14 protein-coding genes and 1 pseudogene are annotated in these 23,894 nt (G+C 71.6%); 11 read left to right on the top strand and 4 right to left on the bottom strand.

Features of this window, described 5'->3' with window-relative positions; all coding sequences use genetic code 11:
- Window positions 1-44: 44 nt before the first annotated feature.
- Together F4560_RS09150 and F4560_RS09145 are read right to left on the bottom strand one after the other, a co-directional pair.
- Entirely contained in the window at window positions 45-1,580 is a 1,536-nt protein-coding gene (locus F4560_RS09150) for an MFS transporter (protein WP_221483420.1), read from the bottom strand.
- The gene (locus F4560_RS09145; protein WP_221483419.1) at window positions 1,577-8,959 is read right to left on the bottom strand and encodes a type I polyketide synthase; all 7,383 of its coding nucleotides are present in this window, start codon (window positions 8,957-8,959) and stop codon (window positions 1,577-1,579) included. The genes F4560_RS09150 and F4560_RS09145 overlap by 4 nt, the downstream gene beginning before the upstream one ends.
- Before the next feature lie 303 nt (window positions 8,960-9,262).
- Between F4560_RS09145 and F4560_RS09140 the strand changes: the two genes are divergently transcribed.
- The 7 genes and pseudogenes from F4560_RS09140 (at window position 9,263) to F4560_RS09110 (ending at window position 15,586) form a co-directional block, all read left to right on the top strand.
- Window positions 9,263-9,565, top strand: a complete 303-nt coding sequence (locus F4560_RS09140) for an urease subunit gamma (RefSeq protein ID WP_184918586.1) — start codon at window positions 9,263-9,265, stop codon at window positions 9,563-9,565.
- Window positions 9,566-9,580: 15 nt separating this feature from the next.
- Window positions 9,581-9,913, top strand: a pseudogene (locus F4560_RS09135) (urease subunit beta); the annotation flags it as partial.
- 134 nt (window positions 9,914-10,047) lie between these two features.
- Complete coding sequence (locus tag F4560_RS09130; RefSeq protein ID WP_184918582.1) at window positions 10,048-11,784, top strand: urease subunit alpha; 1,737 nt, start codon at window positions 10,048-10,050, stop codon at window positions 11,782-11,784.
- Complete coding sequence (locus tag F4560_RS09125; RefSeq protein WP_246477765.1) at window positions 11,784-12,488, top strand: urease accessory protein UreF; 705 nt, start codon at window positions 11,784-11,786, stop codon at window positions 12,486-12,488. Before F4560_RS09130 ends, F4560_RS09125 begins: the two co-directional genes overlap by 1 nt.
- Window positions 12,478-13,221, top strand: a complete 744-nt coding sequence (ureG, locus tag F4560_RS09120) for an urease accessory protein UreG (RefSeq protein ID WP_246477764.1) — start codon at window positions 12,478-12,480, stop codon at window positions 13,219-13,221. The genes F4560_RS09125 and ureG overlap by 11 nt, the downstream gene beginning before the upstream one ends.
- Window positions 13,218-14,006, top strand: coding sequence for an urease accessory protein UreD (locus F4560_RS09115; protein WP_184918578.1), 789 nt, complete (start codon window positions 13,218-13,220; stop codon window positions 14,004-14,006). Before ureG ends, F4560_RS09115 begins: the two co-directional genes overlap by 4 nt.
- Window positions 14,003-15,586, top strand: coding sequence for a lipase family protein (locus tag F4560_RS09110; RefSeq protein ID WP_184918576.1), 1,584 nt, complete (start codon window positions 14,003-14,005; stop codon window positions 15,584-15,586). Before F4560_RS09115 ends, F4560_RS09110 begins: the two co-directional genes overlap by 4 nt.
- Window positions 15,587-15,595: 9 nt before the next feature.
- On the opposite strand, the gene F4560_RS09105 is transcribed toward F4560_RS09110, so the two are convergent.
- The gene (locus tag F4560_RS09105; protein WP_184918575.1) at window positions 15,596-16,411 is read right to left on the bottom strand and encodes a phytanoyl-CoA dioxygenase family protein; all 816 of its coding nucleotides are present in this window, start codon (window positions 16,409-16,411) and stop codon (window positions 15,596-15,598) included.
- 195 nt (window positions 16,412-16,606) lie between these two features.
- Here F4560_RS09105 and F4560_RS09100 point away from each other — a divergent pair, with 195 nt between their 5' ends.
- The 3 genes from F4560_RS09100 (at window position 16,607) to F4560_RS09090 (ending at window position 21,562) form a co-directional block, all read left to right on the top strand.
- Window positions 16,607-18,373, top strand: coding sequence for a glycoside hydrolase family 3 protein (locus F4560_RS09100; RefSeq protein ID WP_184918573.1), 1,767 nt, complete (start codon window positions 16,607-16,609; stop codon window positions 18,371-18,373).
- Between the two features lie 4 nt (window positions 18,374-18,377).
- Complete coding sequence (locus tag F4560_RS46060) at window positions 18,378-20,408, top strand: serine hydrolase (protein ID WP_184918571.1); 2,031 nt, start codon at window positions 18,378-18,380, stop codon at window positions 20,406-20,408.
- A 293-nt stretch (window positions 20,409-20,701) separates the two neighbouring features.
- Window positions 20,702-21,562, top strand: a complete 861-nt coding sequence (locus F4560_RS09090; protein ID WP_184918569.1) for a hypothetical protein — start codon at window positions 20,702-20,704, stop codon at window positions 21,560-21,562.
- A 396-nt stretch (window positions 21,563-21,958) separates the two neighbouring features.
- Here the strand turns inward: F4560_RS09090 and F4560_RS45475 are convergent, their stop codons facing one another.
- Window positions 21,959-23,425: a carboxypeptidase-like regulatory domain-containing protein gene (locus F4560_RS45475; RefSeq protein ID WP_184918567.1), complete on the bottom strand. Its 1,467-nt coding sequence runs from the start codon at window positions 23,423-23,425 to the stop codon at window positions 21,959-21,961.
- Between the two features lie 13 nt (window positions 23,426-23,438).
- On the opposite strand from F4560_RS45475, the gene F4560_RS46055 reads away from it, so the two are divergent.
- Window positions 23,439-23,870 (top strand): hypothetical protein, encoded by a 432-nt coding sequence (locus F4560_RS46055; RefSeq protein WP_184918565.1) that lies wholly within the window; start codon window positions 23,439-23,441, stop codon window positions 23,868-23,870.
- Window positions 23,871-23,894 lie beyond the last annotated feature (24 nt).

Below are 23,894 nucleotides of genomic sequence, written 5' to 3'. Positions count from 1 at the left end.
GAGCGCGGGCGGGTTCTGCGTCAGATGACTCAGAGGCCACTCGTTCAGCCGCAGCGTCCACTCGACCGGGTGTAGGACGGCTTGGCGGCGGCGCTGGGCAGGCGAACGGCGACCAGCACGGCGGCGGCGAGGGTGACGGCTGCGGCCGTGATCGCGGCGGTGGTCATGCCGTCGATGAACGCTTCCCGGGCGATGTCCTGGTAGTGGTCCCGGACGGTGTCGGGCAGCCGGGCAGTCAGGGACAGGGCGTCCAGGACGGTGTGGCCGGCTGGTTGTCCGGCCAGTTCTGGCAGTTCGTGCAGGCGGGCGGTGGAGACGGCGGTCAGGATGGAGCCCTGTACGGCGACGCCCAATGTCGCGCCGACCTGGCGGGTGGCGTCGTTGATCGAGGAGCCCAGCGCGGTCCGATCCGGCGGCACGGCGCCCATCACGGTGTCGGTGCCCGCGGCGGCCACCATGCCCGCGCCGAATCCCGCGACGAGTTGGAACAGCAGCACGTGCGGGTAGCCCGAGCCGGTCTCCACCCCCGCCAGGACCATGAACGCGGCGGTGACCAGGCCCAGCCCCGCCACCATCGGCACCTTCTCACCGTGCCTGGCCAGCAGGGGCAGCGCCGCACCGGCTCCGACCGCCAAGGCGACGGCCATGGGGAACGTGCGCAGTCCGGCCTGCCACGGGCTGTACCCCAGCACGCCCTGGAGGTGCAGCGTGATCAGGAACAACGCGCCGTAGAGGCCGAAGGACATCAACGCCAAGGCAAGCGCGCTGACGCCGACACGTGGCCTGCGCAGCAGTGGCAACGGCAGCATGGGGTGGCGACCGCGGGACTGCCAGACGGCGAACGCGGTCAACAGCACCGCCGCAGTGGCATAGGCGGTCAACACCTCGGCGCTCGTCCAACCCCGGACCGGGCTTTCGATGATCGCCCACACCAGCGCCAGCAGACCGAGCGCGGACAGGACCACACCGAGGACGTCGACACGGTGACCGCGCGGCGCACGGGACTCGGGCACCACCAGCAACGCCGCCACGATGCCGACGACCGCGAGCGGGACCGTGATCCAGAACCCGGCCTGCCAGGAGAACCGCTCGACGAGCCACCCGCCGATCACCGGCCCGGTCATGCCCCCGACGCCGGCGGTGGCGGTCCACAGGGCGATCGCCCGGCGACGCAGGGCGGGTTCGGGGAACAGGGTCGTGACGATCGACAAGGTCGCGGGCATCAGCAGTGCCGCGCCCGCGCCCATACCGCCGCGTGCCGCGATCAGCTGCCACGGTTGGTGCGCCAACGCACCCCAGGCCGCGGTCGCGCCGCACACCGCCAACCCGGCCACGAACGACCGCCGCCGTCCGATGTGGTCGGTGATCGCGCCGGTGGCCAGCACCATGCCGCCCAACACCAACGCGTAGCCGTCGACGATCCACTGCACCTGGGCCATCGACGGCCGGAGGTCGCGTTGCAGGTCGGGCACGGCGACGTTGAGCACGGTGAAGTCCATGCCCAGCAGGAAGATCCCCGAGCACACCACGAACGTGGCCGCCCACCGCCGGGTCGGCGCGGCGACCCCCTGCCCTGTCACGACGACGCTTGTGCGGTGGCGAGCCCGAGCCGCAGGTGGAGCACTTCGGTGAAGCCCGCGACGGTGCCTTCGCTGTGCAGCAGCTCCATCGGCGAGACGTCCACGTCGAACCGCTTCCGGATCGCCATGACCAGTTCGGCGCTCATCAGGGAATCCATGCCGTAGGTGTCGACCCGCCGGTGTCGGTCGATCTGCTCGGGATCGAGTTGCAGCACCTCGGCGACCATGCCGGTGACCACGGTGGCGATGGTGTCCAGCGCCTCGTCCGCGCTCATCCCGGCGAGCTGCCGCACCAGGGGTTCGGCCGCGCCGCCACTCCCCTCGCCGTCGGAGGAGGCCAGCGCCGAGCACCGGGGCGAACGCGTGCCGGGCAGGATCGCGCGCAGCCGTGCCCAGCGGTACCTGCCGACGGCGGTCACGACCTCGTCGTGGCCCATGACGTCCTCGCCCGCGGCGAGCGCCTCACCCACCGGCACGACGTCCATCCCGATCAGGGTCAGGGCCTGGTCGAGGTTGTTGCGGGCGACGTAGCCGACGTCGCCGATCGCGCCCCAGGCGATCGCGGTGGCGGGCAGGCCCGCTTGACGCCGTTGCCGTGCCAACGCCTCCAGGAACAGGTTCCCCGCGACGTACGGGGACTGCCTGGCGTTCCCGACCAGCGTGGCGGACGAGGAGTACAGCAGGAACAGGTCGAGGTCGTGATCGCGCGTGAGCCGGTCCAGCACCAGCGCACCGCCCAACTTCGGGCTGAGCACGGCCCTGATGCGTTCGTCGGTGAGGTCGGCCAGTGGCGCGTCGTCCAGGTGCATGGCGCAGTGGACGACCCCGCGCAACGGGTGGCCGCTCGCGTCGATGTCGGCGATGACCCGCCGCATGGCGTCCGGGTCGGCGGCATCGGCCGCGTAGGGCACCGCCCGCGCACCCAGGTCGGCAAGTGCCTTGAGCACTGCTTCGGCCTCGGGTGCGTCGGCGCCGCGCCGGCTCACCAGCGCGAGGTGCCGCGCACCGCGTTCGGCGAGCCTGCACGCGGTCGCGGCGCCGAATCCGCCGAGTCCACCGGTCACCAGGTACGTGCTGTCCGGGTCCAGCGCCGGTGGTTCGGGGTTGCCCCGCACGGTGACCGGTTCCGCGCCCGGTTCGAAGGACACCACGACCTTGCCGACGTGCTGGGAGTGCTGCATCAGCCGGAACGCCTCGTCCACCCGACCGGCCGGGTAGACGCAGTGCGGCAGCGGGCGGTACGCGCCGTTGTGGACTTGTTCGGCGACCTCGGCGGTCAGCGCCGCCAGCTGCTTCGGCCTGGTGGTCAACGCGGTGACGTCGACGCCGAAGAAGGCCAGGTCGTTCCGGAACGGGTTCAGCGGCAACTCGGCGTCCGCGAGGATGTCCCGCTTGCCGAGCTCCACGAAACGACCACCGGGCCGCAGCAGTTCCAGACTGCGCGCGATCGCTTCTCCGGCAAGGGAGTTGACCACGACGTCGACGCCGCGGCCGTCGGTGAGCCGCATGACCTCGTCGGCGAACTCAAGGCTGCGCGAGTCCACCACGTGCTCGACGCCCAGTGCCCGCAGCATCGCGCGCTTGGTCTCCGTGCCGGCGGTGGCCATGACCGTCGCGCCGTGCAGCCGGGCGTACTGGAGGACGGCCAGCCCGACACCACCCGCGCCGCCGTGCACCAGGACCGTGTCGTCTGCCGTGAGCCGGGCCAGGTGGCCGAGGCTGTAGTGGACGGTGCTGAACACCGCCGGCAGCGTGGCCGCTTCGGTGAACGTCATCGAGTCGGGCACGGGCACGAGCGCGTCGGCCCGGGCGAGCACGTGGGAGGTGAACGCGGCGGGCACCAGGCCGAAGACGCGGTCGCCGACCGCCAGGCCGGTGACGTCCGGCCCGACCGCCGTGACGACGCCCGCGCATTCCAGCCCGCACTGGTGGGCGCCGGTCGACTCGAACGCCTCCACCGGGACCAACCCGGTCGCCTGCATCACGTCCCGGTAGTTCAGCGCCACCGCGTGGACCTCGACCACCGCCTGCCCGTTCCCGGGGGTCGGAACGGGTTTCGCCCGCCAGGCGAGTTCGTAGGACAGCCCAGGGCTGCGGATCTCCAACTCGTACGCGGGCGCGTCGGCGACCGTGTCGGCGAGTTCCACCTCGCGCGGCACGTAACGGCCTTGTTCGGCCAGGACGATCTCGTCCTCCGCGCCGGGGGCGAGCAGTTCCCTGACCAGCCGGTCCGCTTCGTGCCCGACCCGACCGCCGCGGTGCAGCGAGATCCGCCGCACAGCGAGCGCCGGGTTCTCGTTGCCGAGCGACCGGGCCAGGCCCCACACCGCGGCGTCGGCCGACGACTGGATGGCGTCCGGAGTGGGCACCGCGCCGTTGGGGCGGGCCACGACCCACAACGACAACCCGCGCTGGGCACGCGCGAGAGTGCGCAACACCGCGGCGCAACGGGTGGTGCGGTCCACCAGCACGCCGGGATCGTCGCCCTCGGGTCGAGAGAGGATCAGCACGACTGCCATGTCCCCCACGTCGCCCGGCGGTGTCCACCGGGAAGTCGGGACGATCCGGATGTCCGGACATCCGGCGTCCCGCAGCAGATCGGCGGTGTGCTCGGCCAGTGCGGTCTCCTCGGCGGACTCGGTCAGCAGCGCCCACGAGGTCGCCTGACCGCCGGCGGGCAACGCGGGTCGGTCGACGTGCCGGTCCGGCGCCGTGGCGACGATGACCGAGAACTCGGGTGGAACCGGGTCGTCTTCGGCTCCGGTCTGCGCGACGTCGGTGAACCCGCGGCGGCGCAGCAACGGCGGCCACTGCTCGAGCGGCAGCAACATGCCCGACCGGAGGTGCCGGTCGGTGGCCGCCCGGGAGCTGTCCATCAACCCGAAGATCGGGGCGAGCAGCACGTCCGAGTGGGATTCGAAGGCCACCAGCCGGCCGCCGGGCGCGAGCACCGCGGCGACGTGGTCCAGCGCGGCTTCGAGGTCCTTCGCCGTGTGCAGCGCGTTGGCCGCGACGACCAGGTCGAACGCGCCCGCGGCGAACCCCTGCTCGTGCGGGTCGGCGTCGAGGTCCAAGGCGCGGTACTGGACGAAGTCGTACCGGGCGAAGCGCTTCTCCGCGCGGGTGAGGAAGTAGGGCGAGACGTCGGTGTAGACGTAGTGGGTGCGTTCGGCGGGCAGCAGCGGCAGGAGCGCCGAGCTCAGGCCTCCCGTGCCCGCACCGACCTCCAACACGCGCAACGGCCGGTCCGCCGGCCACCGCCGCAACACCTGCCGCAGCACCTCCTGGACGATGAGGTCGTAGAAGCGGCTGGTGAGGCCGAGGTCGAACGACTGCACCAGCAGGTGCTCGTTGCCGTCCGCCGCGAGCACCTCCAAGGGGTCACGTTCACCGCGCAGCACGGGGATCTGGTTCCGACACATCGTCAACGCGGGCAGGTGGTCGACCACGCCCCCGGGCACCTCGTCCAGCAGGCGGCGGTAGACCGCGCCGAAATCGGGCCTGGTGCCGGTGAACCTCCACCGCCCCGACCCGGTCGGCTCGACCAGCCCTTCCGCCTGGGCCACGGACGTCGCCAGGTCGACGTACCCGGCGTGCTTCTCCAGCACCCCTGCGGCGAAGAGGTCCGCTTGGCCGAATTCCCGGGTCCCCGGCGGCAGCACCGTCGACAGGGTCTCGGCCCAGTCGTGCCCGAACGCGGTCCGGCTCAGTTCGTGCAACCGGCGCAGGCCCGGACCCACGTCCCGGCACAACTGCGCGACCCGGTCGTGCGCCGCCGCCATGAGCTCCCGCGAGGTGGGCAGCGGACTGGGCGCGGCCGTCCCGTCGGGGTGTGGCGCGGCGCGGAGAACGGTGCGCACACGGCTCAGCCCGGTGTCGGTGGTCCAGGCCATCCGACCCAGCCGGCACCCGGTCAGCTCGGCGACGACGGCGCCGTCCTCGGCCAGGACGGTGACGTCCCAGCAGGGGTGACCGGGGATGAGGGTGCGGTCCCGGACGCGCATGAACCCAGTCGGGGTCGCGGGCTGCCACACCCGGACCCGACCGAACGCCGAGGGCAGGTACGCGTAGCCCTGCGCGATGTCGTGCAGTAGGGGGAACCCGGCATGCAACGCGCCGTCGAGCAGCGCCGGGTGGATGGTGAACTCGCCGGTGGGCGCGGTGTGCCGGTAGCCGGCCAGGACTTCGCGGTCGCCGACCCACACCTCGTCGAGCACCCGGAAGTCCGGGCCGTAGGCGAGCCCGTGCCGTTCCATCGAGGAGTACAGCTGATCGGCCGTGTGCCGCAGGGTCATCCCGGCCCGGAGCCCGATCACGTCGACCGGGTCGGGGGCCGGTCCGGTGCGTTGCCGGACCCGTCCGCGCACGTGCGGACGTCGCTCGGCGCCGGTTTCGTGCGTGCTGGTGATGCGGAACGCGCCCCCTTCGGGGTCGTAAGAGGTCTGGGTGCGCACGGTCGACGCGTGCGGCCACGGGACCACAAGGGGACGGCTGATCTCCAACCGCTGGATCTCCACGTCCCTGCCGAGCGTGAGTTCTCCGGCGGCCAGCGCCATCTCGACGTAGGCGGTGGCGGGCATGACCACCGACCCGGCGAGCACGTGGTCGCCGACCCACGGCACGAGCACCGGTTCGACGGCCCCGTCCCAGACCGGGTGCGGCGCGGGCATCCGCTCGCCCAGCAGGGGGTGTTCGATCCGGCCGTTGCCGCTGGTCCGCGTCCAGTCCTCGGGGGTGCCGTTCCAGTGCCGCTCGCGCTGCCACGGGTACGCCGGCAGCTCCGCGATCCGGCCCGGCACGGGGAAGTACCGGTCCCAGTCGACGTGCCCGCCCACCGCGATCACGGACGCGACCGCCTCGGACAGCGCCGCCGCGCCGTCGGCGTCACGGCGGAGCGTGGGCACGACGGCGATCGGGGTCTGCGGGTGCGCAGCGGCGATGTCGCGCAGGTAGCCGCGCAGCAGCGGACGAGGGCCGATCTCGACCAGGACGTCGGCGCCGTCGGCGATCGCCTGCTCCACGGCGGGCTCGAACCGCACCTCGGTGCGCACGTTGCGCCACCAGTACTCGGCGTCCAACGCGGTGCCGTCGACACTCCGTCCGGTCACGGTGGAGATCAGCGGAATCGTGGTGCCACCGGGCTCCAGATCGGCCAGGGCCGCGCACAGGCCGTCGCGGACGGGGTCCATCGCGGCGCTGTGGAAGGCGTAGTCCAAGTCGAGCGCGGTGGCGTGGACGTCCCGGCGGGTCAGCTCCTCGACCAGCTTCTCCACCTGGTGTCCCGGCCCGGCGACGGTGACGCCGCGTGGGCCGTTGACCCCGGCCAGCTCCACGTCCGGATAGTCGGCGAGGACGTCGCGCGCCTCGTCCTGGGTGAGGGCGACGGCGGCCATGCGGCCGGACCCGGCGGTCAGCGCCTGGGCCTTGCTGCGTTCGGCGATCACCCAGGCGGCCTGCGCCAGGCTCAGCGCGCCGGCCGTCCAAGCCGCGGCGACCTCGCCCACGCTGTGTCCGAGCACCATCGACGGAACGATCCCCCGCTCCCGCAGCACCGCGACCACGCCGACCTGCACAGCGAACAGCAGTGGCTGCGCGACCTCGGTGGCGGCCAGGTCGGGCTGGACGCACGTGCCGAGCCGACGGGCCACGGACCACCCCAGGTGCGGCGCCAGCATTGCGTCCACCTCGGCGAACGCCGCCCGGAACACCGGGTCGGCCGCCAGCAGGTCCACACCCATCCCGGCCCACTGCGCGCCGTTGCCGCAGAAGACGAACGCGACCCGGCCCTGCCGCACCCCCACACCGCTCGCGCACGGCGCGGGAGGCTGCCCCGGCGACGTGTCGGCGGTCAGCAGCCGGGCGGCCTCGGCCGAGTCCGCCGCCAGCACGGCCCGGCGGTGCTCACGCCGTCCCCGCCGCAGGCAGCTGGTGCGGGCGATGTCGTAGAACTCCGGACCGGTCGCTTCCAGCAGCCGTGCGGCCAAGTCGGCGGCGGCACGGCTCAACGCCGCAGGGGTCTGCGCGGACACCAGCACCGGGCGCGGCCCGCCCACCGGACGGTCACCTGGCTCGGACCGCGTCGGCGCTGAGATGACGACGTGGGCATTGGTGCCGCCGAAGCCGAAGGAGTTGACGCCGATCACCGCACGTCCGGCGGCCGGGATCAGGCTGGGCTCGGTGGCCACGGCCAGACCCAGGCCGGCGAAGTCGATGTCCGGGTTGGGCGGCTCGGCGTGCAGCGAGGCCGGGATCGTCCGGTGGCGCAGCACCAGCAGCGCCTTGAGCAGGCCCACGATGCCCGAGGCGGGTTCCAGGTGACCTGTGTTGGTCTTGACCGACCCGATCGGCAGGGCCCCGACCGTGCGCGGGCCGCCCAGGGCTTCCCCCAGCGCGGTGCACTCGGCCGGATCGCCGACCTGGGTGCCGGTGCCGTGCGCCTCCACGTAGACCAACTCGTCGGGGTGCACACCCGCCCGCTCGTACACCGACCTGAGCAGGTCGCGTTGCGCCTCGGGGTTCGGCAGCGCCAGGCCGTTGGTCCGGCCGTCGCTGTTCGTCCCGCTGCCCACGATCACCGCGTGCACCCGGTCGCCGTCGGCCAGCGCGTCCGCCAGTCGCTTGAGCACCACCAGCCCGCCGCCCTCGGCCCGCACGAAACCGTCGGCTTCGGCGGAGAACGCCGCGCACCGGCCGCGCGGCGACAGCATCGACGCCTGGGAGAAACCCACGTACGGGAACGGGCTCAGCAGCAGGTTGACGCCGCCGCACAACACCGTCCGGCTGGTGCCCGCCAGCAGGGTGCGGCACGCCTGGTCCACCGCCACCAGGGACGACGAGCACGCGGTGTCCACCGCCCAGCTCGGTCCGCGCAGGTCCAGGCTGTGCGAGAGGCGGTTGGCCGTGATCGAGGCGGCGGCTCCGGTCATGGTGTAGGCGGTGGTCGAGTCCAACGACGTGGCCTGTAGCGCGCCGTACGAGTTGTCCGACATGCCGATGTGCACGGCGGTGTCCGACCCGGCCAACGACTCCGCCGCGATGCCCGCGTCGTCCAGCGCCTCCACCGCCAGCTCCAGCAGCAACCTCTGCTGCGGATCCATCCGCGCCGCTTCCTTGGGCGAGATGCCGAAGTAGCCGGCGTCGAACGATTCGACGTCGTCCAGGTACCCGCCCGCCGAGGTGTAGCTCTTCCCCGGGCGAAGACCCGACGCGTCGACGAACCGGGCCGGGTCGAACCTGCCGTCCGGCGCCTCGCCCACCAGGTCCCGGCGCTGGACCAACGCCTGCCACAGCTGGTCCAATCCGGACACACCGCCGGGCAACCGACAGGCCGCGCCCACGATCGCGACGGACTGGTCTTCAGGGCTGTTCCCAGTGAGCACGTTTCGCCCTTCCCACTCTGCCGCGCGGTGTCGACGGCCCAGCCTCGCCGGACCACGACGAGCGCCGCCAACGCTGACCGCCGGATTCACCCGGACCGGTGTCCGGTCTGGACCACGCGCGCGGCTTCCGCAGATTTCGGTGTTGGAGCGCGATCCCCCGGTCAGGTCGGAAGCCGCGTCCAGGTGATCGGTCGGCGGCCCGGGTTGATCCCCGCGCCACCTTCCTGGCCGCCGGCGGGTGAACCGATCCCCATCGGGTGTCACCTGGTGTGTTCGCCAGTGGCCCATGGCAACGTCGGTCCGGTGCATCTGTCACCTCAGGAGCGGGACAAGCTGCTCGTCCACGTGGCCGCCGATCTGGCCCGGCAGCGGTTGGAGAGCGGTCTGCGGCTGAACCAGCCGGAGGCCGTCGCGTTGATCACCTCGTACCTGGTGGAGGGCGCGCGGGCGGGGCGGACGGTCACCGAGTTGGCCGCCTCGGGCCGCACCGTGCTGCGCCGGGAGCAGGTGCTGGACGGTGTGCCGGAAATGATCGACATGGTGCAGGTCGAGGCGACGTTCCCGGACGGCACGAAGCTCGTGACCGTCCACGACCCGATCCCCTAACCGCGGGAGGCACGCGTGCGTCCAGGCGAGATCATCCCGGCCGAAGACCCGGTGCCGCTCAACCCGGGCCGCCCCCGAACGCACGTGGTGGTGGTCAACAGGGGTGACCGGCCCGTCCAGGTCGGTTCGCACTACCACTTCGGCGCCGTCAACCCCGAGCTGGAGTTCGACCGGCCCTCGGCGTGGGGCAAGCGCCTGGACATCCCGGCGGGCACGGCGGTGCGGTTCGAGCCCAACGTGGCGCGTGATGTCCGCCTCGTGCCGATCGGGGGTCGACGCGTCGTTCCCGGGCTGCGGTGGGAGTTCGCGGGCAAGCTGGACGAACGCGAGTGGGAGCCGACCGACCCGGAACTCGCCAAACCCGACCCGTCCGAACCCGCCCCGTCCAAACCTGCCCCGTCCGAACCCGATCCGTCCAAACCTGCCCCGTCCGAACCCGATCCGTCCACAACGGAACCGGACGCGGCGGGCGGGAGCAGCTCGTGACCGACAAGTGGGAGATCAAGCGCCGCCGCTACGCCGAACTGCTCGGCCCCACCGTCGGGGACAAGATCCGGCTCGCCGACACGAACCTGCTGATCGAGCCGACCGAAGACCGCTCGATGGGGCCTCAGGGTTCCGGCGACGAGGTGGTCTTCGGCGGCGGCAAGGTCATCCGCGAGTCGATGGGCCAAGCGACGGCCACCCGTGCCGAAGGTACCCCGGACCTGGTGATCACGGGTGTCGTGGTGCTCGACCACTGGGGTGTGGTCAAGGCCGACGTGGGCGTCCGGGACGGGAGGATCGTCGGCATCGGCAAGGCGGGCAACCCCGACGTCATGGACGGGGTCGACTCCACGTTGGTCATCGGACCCGGCACGGAGGTCGTCGCAGGCAACGGCAAGATCCTCACCGCCGGCGGCATCGACTGCCACGTCCACTTCGTCTGCCCGCAGCTCGTGGACTCGGCCCTGGCCGGTGGGCTGACCACGCTGATCGGCGGCGGCACCGGTCCGGCGGACGGCAGCAAGGCCACCACCGTGACACCGGGCCCGTGGAACCTGGCCCGGATGTTCCGCGCCATGGACGGCCAACCGGTGAACATCCTGCAACTGGGCAAGGGCTGCACCGCGCGTCCCGACGCCCTGTGGGAGCAACTGCGCGCCGGCGCGGGCGGGTTCAAGATCCACGAGGACTGGGGCGCGACGCCCGCGGCGCTCGACATGGCGCTGAGCGTGGCGGAGAAGAGCGGCGTGCAGGTCGCCATCCACACCGACACGCTGAACGAAGCCGGTTTCCTGGAGTCCACGATGAAGGCCGTCGGGGACCGCTCCGTCAACGCCTACCACGCCGAGGGCGCCGGTGGCGGGCACGCGCCGGACATCCTGAGCGTCGTGTCCTACGCCAACGTGCTGCCCTCCTCGACCAACCCGACCCGGCCGTACACCGTCAACACGTTCGACGAGCACCTGGACATGCTGATGGTGGCCCACCACCTCAACCGGTCCATCCCGGAGGACCTGGCCTTCGCGAGCAGCCGGATCCGGCCCAGCACCATCGCCGCCGAGGACGTGTTGCAGGACATGGGCGCGATCTCGATGATCAGCTCCGACGCGTTGGCCATGGGACGGATCGGCGAGGTCGTCCTGCGCACCTGGCAGACCGCGCACGTGATGAAGGAGAAGCGCAAGCGGGGGGCCGAGGACAAGGCCGCGGACAACGACAACATGCGGGCACGTCGGTACGTCGCCAAGTACACGATCAACCCGGCGATCGCGCACGGCATCGACCACCTGGTCGGCTCGGTCGAAGTGGACCGGCTGGCCGACCTGGTGCTGTGGGAGCCGAAGTACTTCGGGGTGCGTCCCCACCTGGTGTTCAAGGGCGGGGTCATCGCGTGGGCGCAGATGGGCGACCCGAGCGCCTCCATCCCGACGCCGCAACCCGTGTGGTCGCGTCCGATGTACGGGTCCGCGCCGAAGGTGGCCGCCGAGTGCAGCGTGCACTTCGTGGCCAAAGAGGCGATCGAGGCCGACCTCCAAACGGCCCTGAGGACTGCCACGCCGTTGGAGGCGGTGCACAACACCCGTCGGGTGTTCAAGGAGAAGATGAAGCTGAACGACGCACTGCCGAAAGTCGTGGTGCGGGCGGACAACTTCGCCGTGTACATCGACGACGAGTTGGTCGAATCCGATCCGGTGGCGGAACTGCCCATGACGCAGCGCTACTTCCTGTTCTGATGAACGCCGACCTGTCGGACGCCACGGGCATGGCCGTCGTGCTGTGCATCGCGGACTCCCGCTTCCCCGGCGGCGGGCACGCCCACTCCGGCGGGCTCGAAGAGGCGGTCGCCCGCGGCCTGGTCACCGACGTCCCGACGCTCGCCTCGTTCCTGCGCGGCAGACTCCGCACGGTCGGCGCGCTCACCGCCGCCATCGCCGCCATGGCGGCCCACTCCGCTCGGGAACGGCGCCGGTGGCGGGAGTTGGACGTCGAAGTCGACGCCCGCACCCCTTCTCCCTCGCAACGCGAGGTGTCACGCGCGCAGGGCCGCGGCATGGCCCGCGCCGGTCGACTCGCCTGGCCCTCACCGGTGTTGGACGACCTGTTGGCGGCCACACCGCGGCCACACCACCCCGTCGCGCTGGGCGCGTTGGCCGGGATCGCGGGCGCGTCCCCGCGCCAGGCCGCGCTCGCCGCCGCCTACCTGTCGGTCAGCGGACCGGCGAGCGCCTGCGTCCGGCTGCTGGGCCTGGACCCGTTCCACGTCAACGCGATCGTCGCCGACCTGTCCGCACCGATCGGGCGCATCGCCGCCACCGCCGCCGGAAACCCCGACCTGCCACCAGCGGAACTACCCGCGCCGAGCTCGCCCGCCCTCGACCTCTTCGCCGAGACCCATGACCGAACCCACCGCCTGGAGGTGCGTCTCTTTGCCGGCTGACCACACAACCGGACACGGCCACGGCCATTCACATCCGGTCGACTTCGACCCCACCCACACCGCCCCGGACCCGTACGCGCGTCACGTCGACCCGGACCGCGCGTTCCGCCTCGGCATCGGCGGCCCGGTCGGCTGCGGCAAGACCGCCCTGGTCGCCGCGCTGTGCCGGGCCCTGGGCGACGAACTGGAACTCGCGGTGGTGACCAACGACATCTACACCACCGAGGACGCCGACTTCCTGCGCCGCGCGGGCGTGCTTGCCCCGGAGCGCATCGAGGCCGTGCAGACGGGCGCGTGCCCGCACACCGCCATCCGCGACGACATCACCGCCAACCTCGACGCCGTCGAACTGCTGGAAGAGCGCTTCCCCGGGCTGCACCTCGTGATCATCGAGAGCGGCGGCGACAACCTCACCGCCACGTTCAGCCGCGGCCTGGTCGACCGGCAGATCTTCGTCGTGGACGTCTCCGGCGGCGACAAGGTCCCCCGCAAGGGCGGTCCCGGCGTCACCACCGCCGACCTGCTCGTCGTCAACAAGACCGACCTCGCCGCACACGTCGGCGCGGACTTGGACGTCATGCTCTCGGACGCCCACCGCATGCGCCGCCACGAGCTGCCGGTGATCAGCCAGTCGCTGGTGCGCACCCCCGACGCGCCGGACGTGGCCGCCTGGGTCCGTGCCGTGCTCCGCCACGACCCGGCCGAAGTCGCCCAGCTGTCGGGCACGGTGTGAAGGCCGTCGCACGACTGGTGGTGGAACGCGACCGCACCGGTCGCAGCGTCGTGCGCGACCTGCGATCGGTGTCGCCGCTGACGTTGATGCCCTGCCCCGCCGCGTGCCACGACGAGGACCCGGACACCGCGCTGGTCCACCTCGTCGGCTCCGCCGCCGCACCGCTTGGCGGCGACGTCCTGGGAGTCGAGGTCGCGGTGGGGCCGGGCGCCGCGCTCACCCTGCGCGCGATCGGCGCGACCGTCGTGCTGCCCGGCCAGCACCCCGGCCCCAGCCGCACGGCGGTGACCTTCCACGTCGCGGACGGCGGCCGGCTGGAGTACCTGGCCGAACCCACCGTCGTCGCCGCCGGGGCCGACCACCACGCGTCGTTGTGCGCCGACCTCGCGTCCGACGCCCGGTTGCGCCTCCGCGAGGTCGTCGTCCTCGGCCGCAGCGGCGAACAACCGGGCCTGTTCCGCAGCGATACCCGTGTCCGCCGTGAGGGCACCACACTGCTGCGCCAACGCCTCGACCTCGGCGACCCCGACCTGGACGCGTCTCCCGCGCACATGGCCGGTCACCACGTCATCGCCACCGACCTGCTCGTCGGCGAGCCGGACCCGCCCGAGCCGGCGGTCGGCGACTGGTGGTCTCTGGTGCCCCTGGCCCACGGTGGCTCACTGGCCACCGTCCTCGCCGAGGACACCATCACCGCCTACCGCCTCCTCGACACCGCCATCGCCGCACGCCCGGACCTCCGGTACGGCGCAGTGGTGGCGGAAGCCGCTAACGTCCTGACGTGATCGCCTCCACCGGAACGGCGCCGGACCGACGGCCCGGCACGCTGATCCGTGCCCAACCGCTCCCCTCCCGCTTCAGACCGGACCACGCGGAGGCCGCGTACCGCGTCTTCTACCAGGGCGTCGGCCACGACGGCCGTGGTCGCCTCGTCACCGGGTCGGTGTTCATCCCCGACGGCACGCCCCCGGCCGACGGCTGGCCCGTGGTCAGCTACGCCCACGGCACCACGGGCCTGTCCGACCGCACCGCGCCGTCCCGCACCGGCCTGCTCCGCCTGGAACGCGCCCACATCGCGGCCTGGCTCGCGTCCGGCTACGCCGTCACGGCGACGGACTACGAAGGCCTCGCCACGCCCGGACCGCACCCGTACCTCAACGGCGAAGCGGTGGCCGACGACGTGATCGACATCGTCCGCGCCGCCCGCCGGCTCGACCACCCGCTCGACCGCCGCTGGCTCGTCGCGGGCTTCTCGCAAGGCGGTCACGCCGCCCTGTTCACCGCCTTGATCGCGACGAACTACGCGCCGGAACTGGGCTTCCTGGGCACGGTGGCGCTCGCGCCGCCCGTCCACCTGGTGCGCGTCATCGCCACCCGCACCAGCGACGCGTCCGCGACCGTCTGCCCGTTCGTGCCGATCGTGCTGGCGGGCATGCGCACCCGGTACCCCGACTTCACCCACGCCTTCCTCACCGACCGCGGCACCACCCTGGTCGACCTGGCCGAGCGGGTGACGCTGGTCGAGATGTTCCGCGCCACCAGGACGGTCACCAACCACGACACCGGCATGACCGACCTGACCCGCCACCACCACGTGGAACGGGTGCTCGACGAGTGCCGCGTCCCGATCACCCTCCTGGACCGCCCGGTCTTCCTCGCCGCCGCCGGCAACGACGAGATCGTCCCGCCCGCCGTGATCCACGACTTCGCCGACGACATCGCCGCGGCGGGCAGCACCGTCCAGCTGACGACGTACCCGGACGCCGACCACGGCACGATCCTGGCCGCGGCCCGTGCCGACGCGACGGCCTGGGCGGCGGCGGTCACCGGCCACTCCCCCGCCCCCGTCACCAGGTCGCTGCGCTTCGACCTGCTGGACGCCACCGGCGACGGCTACCTGCGACGTGACGACTACGAGGTGTTCGCCCTCCGCCTGGTCCAGTCGTTCGGCCACCCACCCCGCTCCGTCGCCGCGATGGCCGTCCGCTCCGCCTACCGGGCCCTGTGGCGCGCGCTGGCCGCCGAGTCCGACACCGACCAGGACGGCCGCGTCACGAAGGCCGAGTTCCTGGTGTGGGCAGGCCGCGCCACGCACACCGCCTTCGAGCACACCCTCCGACCGTTGGCGACCGCCGTGCTGGCTCTCGTCGACACCAACGGCACGGGCGTGGTGGAACGCGACGAGTTCCTCACCCTGATGGCTCGTTGCGGCCTACCCGACAACGACGCCGGAGCCCTCTTCGAACGCCTCGACACCGACCACCGCGGCACCGTCGAGGTGTCCGAGATCGTGCGCGCCACCAGGGAGTTCTGCCTCGACCCGACCCCGGACAGGCCCGGTCACTGGCTGTTCGGCCGGTTCTGACCCACCCGGCTACTCGGCGCCCATCACGAGACCTTCGATGGTGTGCTTCTGCGCCAACGGTTCGAGGCGGTCGACGATCCTGCACCCCAAGCGCGTGCGGACTTCCTCGGGCAGCTGCTCGTAGTAGGCACGGCTGACCACCAGGTCATTGCGGTCGTTCTCGACCCCGCCGGCGGCCAGTCCGAGGACGAGCACCGGCCGTGCGGACCGCGACCGGTTGGGCGTGCCGCGGTGGATGGTCAGGGCGGAGCGGGCCGAGATGTCACCCCGTTGCGGCATCTTCCGCTGGACGAGCGCCTCGTAGCGCGGGTACAGCGACTTCGGCGGGAACATCCCGTGGTCGAACTCGGTGGCGTCGTCCCACTGCGTGCCGGGTGCGATCTCGAACGGCCCCATCTCCGGGACGGTGTCGACCGTCGTCACGTTCAACGCCAGCGATGTGAGTCGCCGGTCCTCCACGGTTTCCCTCGGTGCCGGGAAGTCCCGGTGCCAAGGCTGGGTGACCGCGCCCGGCAGCGGCACGTCGAAGCCGATCTCGACCACCTGGTAGTCCGGTCCCAACACCGCCGTCGCCAGGTCGACCACCCACGGATGGGTCACCAGGTCCTGGAAGCCCCTGATCCGCTCGGGGTGGATCTCCACGTAGTAGCGGTTCGGGCCCCGGCCGATCGCGCCGTCCGGACGCGCGAGCGCCTCCTGTAACAACACGTCGACGTCCTCGCCGAGCCGATCGGCCCAGTCGGGCGTGAACGCGCCGCGACACGCGACGATGCCGTCCGAGTACAGGGTCTCCACCAGGGAGTCCACGTCGTGCGTGCCGGTCATGACCACCTCTATCCGAACAGGGCGGAGCGGGCCGATCTCGAACGTAGCAGCGCTCGCCCAGATCTTCCAACGTTGTAACGGCAGTCCGAACCGACCGGGCGCGGCTCGCTCGATACGTCCGAACGGTCGATGCCGCTTTGGCCGGCGACTGCGTACGTTGCGAAGGATGGTCACTTCCTCACGGTGGGAGAGCACATGAGGAAAATTCTCAACCGACGCCGCCTGCTCATCGGTGTGTCGGCCCTGCTGGTCTGCTCGCTGGCGCCACCGGCGGCGGCCGACACCACCGACGTCGTGGCGGACACGCTGCGAAACATGACGCTGGAGGAGAAAATCGGCCAGCTGTTCGTCACCTACGCCTACGGGGCGACTGTCGACGCGGCCGATTCCGCCTCGGTAGCGGCCAACCGGCGCTCCCACGGTGTCGACAACGCGCAGCAGCTGATCGAGAAGTACCACCTCGGCGGCATCATCTACTTCGCGTGGTCCGGCAACACGGTCAACCCGGCCCAGATCACGGAGCTGTCCAACGGCATCCAGCGGGTGTCCGCCATCCCCGCGCTGGTGAGCACCGACCAGGAACACGGCGTGGTGTCACGGGTCGGCGCGCCGGCCACGCTGTTCCCCGGCAACATGGCGCTCGGCGCGGCCCGCAGCCCCGGGTCGGCCGGCATCGCGGCCACGATCGCCGGGCGGGAACTGCGCGCGGTGGGGGTCAACCAGAACTTCGCGCCCGTCGCCGACGTCAACGTCAACGCGCTCAACCCGGTGATCGGCGTCCGCTCGTTCGGCGAGGACCCGCACCTCACCGCCCGTCTGGTCGAAGCACAGGTGCGCGGGTACCAGCGGGGTGGCGTCTCGGCCACCGCCAAGCACTTCCCGGGCCACGGCGACACCGCCGTCGACAGCCACACAGGGCTCCCGGTGATCGGCCACAGCCTGGAGGAGTGGGAGCGGCTGGACGCGCCGCCGTTCCGCCGTGCGATCGCGGCCGGCGTCGACTCGATCATGACCGCGCACATCGTGGTGCCCGCGCTCGACCCGTCCGGCGATCCGGCCACGCTCTCCCGGCCGATCATGACGGGCATCCTGCGCGACCAGCTCGGCTACGACGGCGTGGTGGTCACCGACTCGCTCGGGATGGCCGGTGTCCGGCAGAAGTACGGCGACGACCGCGTTCCGGTGCTGGCGCTGAAGGCGGGCGTCGACCAGTTGCTGATGCCGCCGAACATCGACGTCGCGTACAACGCGGTGCTGGCGGCGGTGCGCGGCGGCGAGCTGACCGAGGACCGCATCGACCAGTCGGTCACCCGGATCCTGCGGATGAAGGCCGGACGTGGGCTGTTCGGCGGCCAGTTCGCCGATCCGGCCGTGCTGCCTGACGTGGTCGGGACCGAGCACAACAAGCGGACCGCGCAGCAGATCACGGACCGGACCACGACGCTCGTGCGCAACTCCGCCGCCGTCCTCCCGCTGACCACCCGCCCGGCATCGGTCTTCACCACCGGCTGGGGAACCACCGCCGATCCCGTGCCGCAACGGCTCGCCACGGCGGTCGGCCAGCGTTCGGCGACGACGACCTCGCTGGTCACCGGCGCGAACCCGAACCGGGCCACGATCGACCGGGCGGTGGCCGGTGCGGGCGCGGCCGACCTGACCATCGTCGCCACCAACAAGGCGTGGACCGACGTCGGCCAGCAGAACCTCGTGAAAGCGCTGCTGGGCACCGGAAAGCCGGTCGTCGTCATCGCGGTCCGGGACCCGTACGACATCGCGCACTTCCCCGACGCGCCGACCTACCTCGCCACCTACTCGTACACGGCCGTCTCGGTGGAGTCCGCGGTGCGGGTGCTCTACGGGGAGAACGCGCCGGTCGGGAAACTGCCCGTCACCATCCCGGTCGCGGGCGACCCCTCGACCGCGCTGTACCCGTTCGGCCACGGCCTGACCTGGGAGAACTGAACCGATGCGCCACGCCGTCCGCCGACTGCTGACCGCCACCCTGTGCGGGCTGCTGGTCACGAGTCCGTCCGCAGTAGGCCAAGAGGGCACTGCCCCTGGCCTGCCGTCGGTGCCGCTGACCGTGATGTCCTACAACATCCACACCGGAATCGGCGTGGACGGCAGGCTCGACCTGGCACGCGTGGCCGCGGACATCAAGGCGGCCGACGTCGACGTGGTCGGGTTGCAGGAGGTGGACGTCCACTGGATGGCCCGCAGCGAGTGGCGGGACCAGGCGGCGGAACTGGCGGCGGCGGTCGGCATGGACGTCTACTTCGCGCCGATCTACGACCTCGACCCGGTGGAGCCGGGCCAGCCTCGGCGGCAGTTCGGCGTGGCGGTGCTCAGCCGGCACCCGATCGTCGCGGCGGAGAACCACTCGATCACCCGGCTGTCCACACAGGTGCCGAACCCGACGCCCGAGCCGGCGCCGGGCTTCCCCGAGGTCGAGCTGAACGTGCGCGGTGAACGCGTGCACGTCTACAACACGCACCTCGACTACCGCGCCGATCCGGCGGTGCGCCGGGCGCAGGTCGCCGACATGCTGCGGGTGATGGCCGAGGATCGGGGCAAGGCGAGGGTGCTGCTCGGCGACTTCAACGCGATCCCGACCGCACCGGAACTCGCTCCACTGTGGACGGAACTGGTCGACGCGTGGGCGATGACCGATCCGGCGTCGCCGGGCATGACGTACCCGGCGCAGGCGCCCACCAAGCGCATCGACTACGTCGCCGCGGGCTACCCGGCGCGGGTCCGCGACACGCGGGTGATCACGACCGACGCGTCGGACCACCTGCCGGTGCTGGCCGAGTTGGCCATCTCGCGGCGGCACGGGTCACCGTGGGACGGGGCGCTCCCGCACCAGCGCTTGCGGTACGGCCCGGCGCACCAGGCCGGGCTGGCCGCCGAGCACGTGGAACGGCTGGTGCCCGACGTCGAGGCGGGCGTGACGGCCGCCCCGCAGGCGTACCCGGGCGGTGTGGTGCTGGCCGCGCGCAACGGTGTGATCGTCGAACACGCGGCGGTGGGTGACGCGCTGCGCTTCGGGACCGACGGCGCGGAACTGCCGCCGGACCAACGGATCCCCATGCGCGAGGACACCATCTTCGACGTGGCGTCGATCTCGAAGCTGTTCACCACCGTGGTCGCCCTGCGGCTGGTGGAGGGCGGCCTGATCGAACTCGACGCGCCCGCCGCCCGTTACCTGCCCGAGTTCGGCCAGAACGGCAAGCAGGACGTCACCCTCAGGCAGTTGCTGACCCACACCTCCGGTCTCCCCGCGGGTCTGGCGATCGGGTCGTACCCGACGGTCGAGCAGCGGCTGGCGGCGATCTACGCGGTGGCACTGCGGGCGCAGCCGGGGACGCGGTACGTCTACTCGGACCTGAGCCTCATCGTGATCGGCAAGGTGCTGGAACGGGTCACCGGGCGGTCACTGCCGGAGCTCGTGGCAACGGAGATCACCGAGCCGCTTTCCCTGCACGACACCATGTACAACCCGCCGTCGCACCTGCGTCCACGCATCGCGCCCACCCAGTACGTGCGTGGTTCGCGCGGGCTGATCTGGGGCGAGGTGCACGATTCCACTTCCTGGTACCTCGGTGGAACGGCAGGGCACGCCGGCGTCTTCTCCACCGCCCACGATCTCGCGGTGTTCGCCCAGATGCTGCTCAACGGCGGCCAGTACGGCGACCGGCGCGTGTTGCGGCCGGAAAGCGTCCGGGAAATGACCAGGAACGGCAACGCCGCCATTCCCGGCGCCGACCGCGGGCTGGGCCTCGACCTGAACAAGCCCGCGTTCATGGGCATGCTCGCCACGCCCTACACGATCGGCCACACCGGGTACACCGGAACGTCGCTGGTCATCGACCCGGACAGCCGTGCCTTCGTCCTCCTGATGACCAACCGCGTGCACCCGACCGCGGCCGGTCCCGCGACCAACCCGTACCGGCACGCCGTGGCGGACGACCTGGCCAGGGCCCTCCTGGACCGCTGACGTGGAATACTTTCGGGAACGCCGAGCAGTTACGCCCATTCGGGCGACTACGGTATCGGTCGATCCGACGAAGGTATAGGTTGAAAGGAGTTACCCAGGACCTCGGTGGCATGAGTCCTCCCGTTTCGATCGCGGAGGATTCGCACTACCGAGGTCTTTTGCATGGATGAACATCATTGGCTGAACAGCACCACTCGAATCGTGCTGATGCACGCGCACGCCATCCGCATTGTTTTTGCCACCGGCGTGCCGCCAAGGTCATCCACAATCGTGCTCCAGGAAATGAAGTCGTCATGCGCAGCATCCGCACCACAGTCCAAGCCCTGTTCGGCGCCACCATCATGGCCGGGGGTCTGGTCGCCTTCCCACCGATGGCCCAGGCCATCACCATCCCCGTCGCCTGCACCGAGAACGCCCTGGTCGCGGCGGTGAACCTGGCCAACTCCACGGCCACCTCGGACACCCTCGCGCTGGCGGGAGGGTGCACGTACCGGATGACCACCGCGCACGGTGGCCCGTCGAACGCGCTGCCGGTGATCACCACGCCGATCGAGATGGTCGGTCCCGCCACCGTCACCAACGACTCGCCGCTGGGCCTCGGCCTGTTCCGGATCGCCGAGGTCAGCCCGACCGGCAGCCTGACGCTGACGACCGGGGTGGCGTTCACCCGGGGCAACGTGCTCGGCGACGGCGGCGGCATCCTCAACCGCGGCGCGGTCACCCTCACCGGGAGCACCCTGACCGGCAACACCGCCTCGGGCGACGGCGGCGGTCTCGCCAACGCGGACACCCCGTCCGGGACCGCACCCGCCGCGACGTTCACCAACAGCCCGGTGTCCGGCAACGTCACCCTTGGCGACGGCGGCGGCATCTACAACGGTCTCCGCGGCACGCTGACGGTCACCGGTGTCTCCGGCAGCCCGCTGTTCATCACCGGCAACACCGCGGGGCGCGGTGGCGGCATCTCCGCGATCCAGTCCACCGCGACGACCCTCACCCAGACCGCCGTGACCGACAACCACGCGCTGCTCCTGGGCGCCGGCGGCGTGTACCGCCAAGGCGGCACGATGACCACCACCAACTCCCCCATCACCGCCAACACGCCGAACAACTGCGTCGGCAGCACTCCCGCGGTCCCCAACTGCACAGGGTGACCACCCCTCGGTGACACCGCACGGGGCCGGGTGACACCGCGCCGGACCGCAACCGCCACGACCCCCGCCACGCACCACCGGCGGGGGTCGTGGCGTGGCGCGTGACGTACCTCATCGTTTGGCCGGTGCGGCCGGCCGGCAACTATCGGGGTACAGGTAGTCGACCTGGAGGGACGATGCACGAGACAGACTTCGGAAGGGCGGTCGCCAACCCTCGCCGGACCAGGCTGGGCGCGGACTGGACCGCGCGGCCCACCGACGTGACGGACCGATCGCAGCCGAGTCCCGGCCCGACGTCCGACGCGGGGGCACGCTCCATGCGGATGAACCACGAGGGCGGTGGCAGGTCGAGCGCCTGGCGCTGAAGGCCCGGTGCTCGACCCGCCGACCACGCGGTCAGATCCGCCTTCGGCCGGTGCGCGTCAGCAGGCCGATGCCCGCCAGCAGCGTGAGCAACCCGCCCAGTGCGAGCCACGTCACGTTCACGCCCGTCGCGGCGAGTTGTGCCGCTGTGGGCTGTTGCGCCGGCCCCGTTCCCGGTGGTGCGGCCCCTGGTGGTGCGGTGCCTGGTGGTGGGGACGGGTCGTTGGGCCGGGGCGCCGGATCGGGGTCCGGCTTGTCCGTGCCGGGGACGAGGAGCACGAGGTGGTTCGACGGCGAGCCGTTGTCACCTGCCGTGACCGGGAACACCGGGCCACCGTGGACGATCTCCCACGGCCCGACGACGCCGAACTGGTGCGTTCCGGCAGGCACGTCGAAGAACTCGAACACGCCTGAAGCGTTGGTCGTCGCACGGACGAAGACCGCGCCGGTGAACTGGTCCTTCAGGTAGACCTTCAGGTTCGGCACCGGTGCGCCGGGCACCGGAGGCCCCAGTGGCGCTGTCCCCGACCTGGGGCGCTCCAACGCCACCAGGCCGGCGACCTTCGGGGCTCGGCCTCCCGGCACGCGCGCGAGCACCTTGACGACGACATTTCCGTTGTAGTGGGGCGGCGCGCCGAACGTGCAATCCGCTTGCAGGTTCCCGGTGTCGACCATGCGGCTGTCGATGGGGATCGGCACCACGAGGTCCCGACTCGCGTTCGCGGGCAGGGTGACGCCGGGGCCTCCGGGTGCCAGCTCGCCGAGATCGAGCGGAGCGTTGCCGTTCGACCAGCACGCCGCCGTGATACCCGTGAGTGGCATCGGTCCGCTGTTGGCCAGGGTCAACGCGAAGCGGGCTGTGTCGCCCAGTTGGTAGGTCGACCGGTCAAGTGCCCCGGTGACGGTGAGGACCCGGTTGGCCAACGGGGTGCCGCGGATCAGCAGGTCCGGGTCGTCCACACCGTCGACGTCTACCTCCAGGTGCGGGGACCACCACGTGTCGCTCGCGTACTTGACCTCGTAACGGCCGCGGGGCAGGTCGGGGAACGTGAAGCGGCCGGCCGAATCGGTGGTGGCGGTGTAGTCGGCGTAAGGGCGGCCGCCGCGGACGGTGACTTCAAGGTCCGCGAGCGCCTCGTCCGCGCCCATCACACCGTTGCCGTCGCTGTCGCCGTAAACGGTCCCCGTCAAGGTGCCGCGGACCACTGTGATCGGGACGGACACCGTGACCGTGTTGTCGGCCGGGTTCACGTCCGGCTCGATGTCGGATCTGGCGGTGACGACGAGGGTCAGCAAGTCGTCCGCGGCGGTGATCCGCGCGGAGAGCGTGCCTTCCGCTGTCTCTCCGGGGCCGATCGGCGGCGAGCCGCCGTAGCCGAACCCGGACCAGTAATGGCTCGACAGGTTCCCGGTCGAGTCCAGGAACACCCTGGTCGCGGACGCGGTTCCGACGTTCGTCACGCCGGCCCGCACGGTGACCTCTTCGTCGGCGAAGTACACCGGCTTGTCGAAGGTGACCGAGATCGTCAGATCGACCGACTGCGCAACGGGTTCCGCGGCTGCCGGATCGGTGGGCGTGACCGGGGTGGTGGTCGTGATCGTGATCGGTTCGGTCGGGGACGGTTCGGCCGGGGCCGGGGGTTCGGCATTCGTGGGCTCGACCGGGTTCGAGGTCTCGGTCGGTGGAGTCTCGGTCGGCTGGGTTTCGATCGGCTGGGTTTCAGTCGGTTCGGTCGCGGGCGGCTCGGTGGCAGGCGGTTCGGTGGCAGGCGGTTCGGTCGTTGCGGGCTCGGTGGCTACGGGTTCTGTTGCGACGGGCTGGGTTGCGGCGGGTTCGGCCGGTGCCGAGGTGTCGCCGAACGCAGGTCCCGCCGACGCCCCCGCGCAGACGACGACCGTCAACATCAACGCGCCGATGGAACGGCGTAATCGTGACATCGCGTGATCCCCTCTATCAGTCCTTCCTTGG

The sequence above is a fragment of the Saccharothrix ecbatanensis genome (assembly GCF_014205015.1).
Lineage (GTDB): Bacteria > Actinomycetota > Actinomycetes > Mycobacteriales > Pseudonocardiaceae > Actinosynnema > Actinosynnema ecbatanense.
Note: the sequence above shows the minus strand (reverse complement) of the source record. Positions and strands in the feature narration are given on the sequence as shown.

What these genes read in the sequence shown, in the direction of transcription:
- F4560_RS09125 (WP_246477765.1), top strand. Translation starts at nt 11,784, where the DNA reads ATGAACGCCGACCTGTCGGACGCCACGGGCATGGCCGTCGTGCTGTGC.
- F4560_RS09105 (WP_184918575.1), bottom strand. Translation starts at nt 16,411, where the DNA reads ATGACCGGCACGCACGACGTGGACTCCCTGGTGGAGACCCTGTACTCG.
- F4560_RS09100 (WP_184918573.1), top strand. Translation starts at nt 16,607, where the DNA reads ATGAGGAAAATTCTCAACCGACGCCGCCTGCTCATCGGTGTGTCGGCC.
- F4560_RS46060 (WP_184918571.1), top strand. Translation starts at nt 18,378, where the DNA reads ATGCGCCACGCCGTCCGCCGACTGCTGACCGCCACCCTGTGCGGGCTG.
- F4560_RS09090 (WP_184918569.1), top strand. Translation starts at nt 20,702, where the DNA reads ATGCGCAGCATCCGCACCACAGTCCAAGCCCTGTTCGGCGCCACCATC.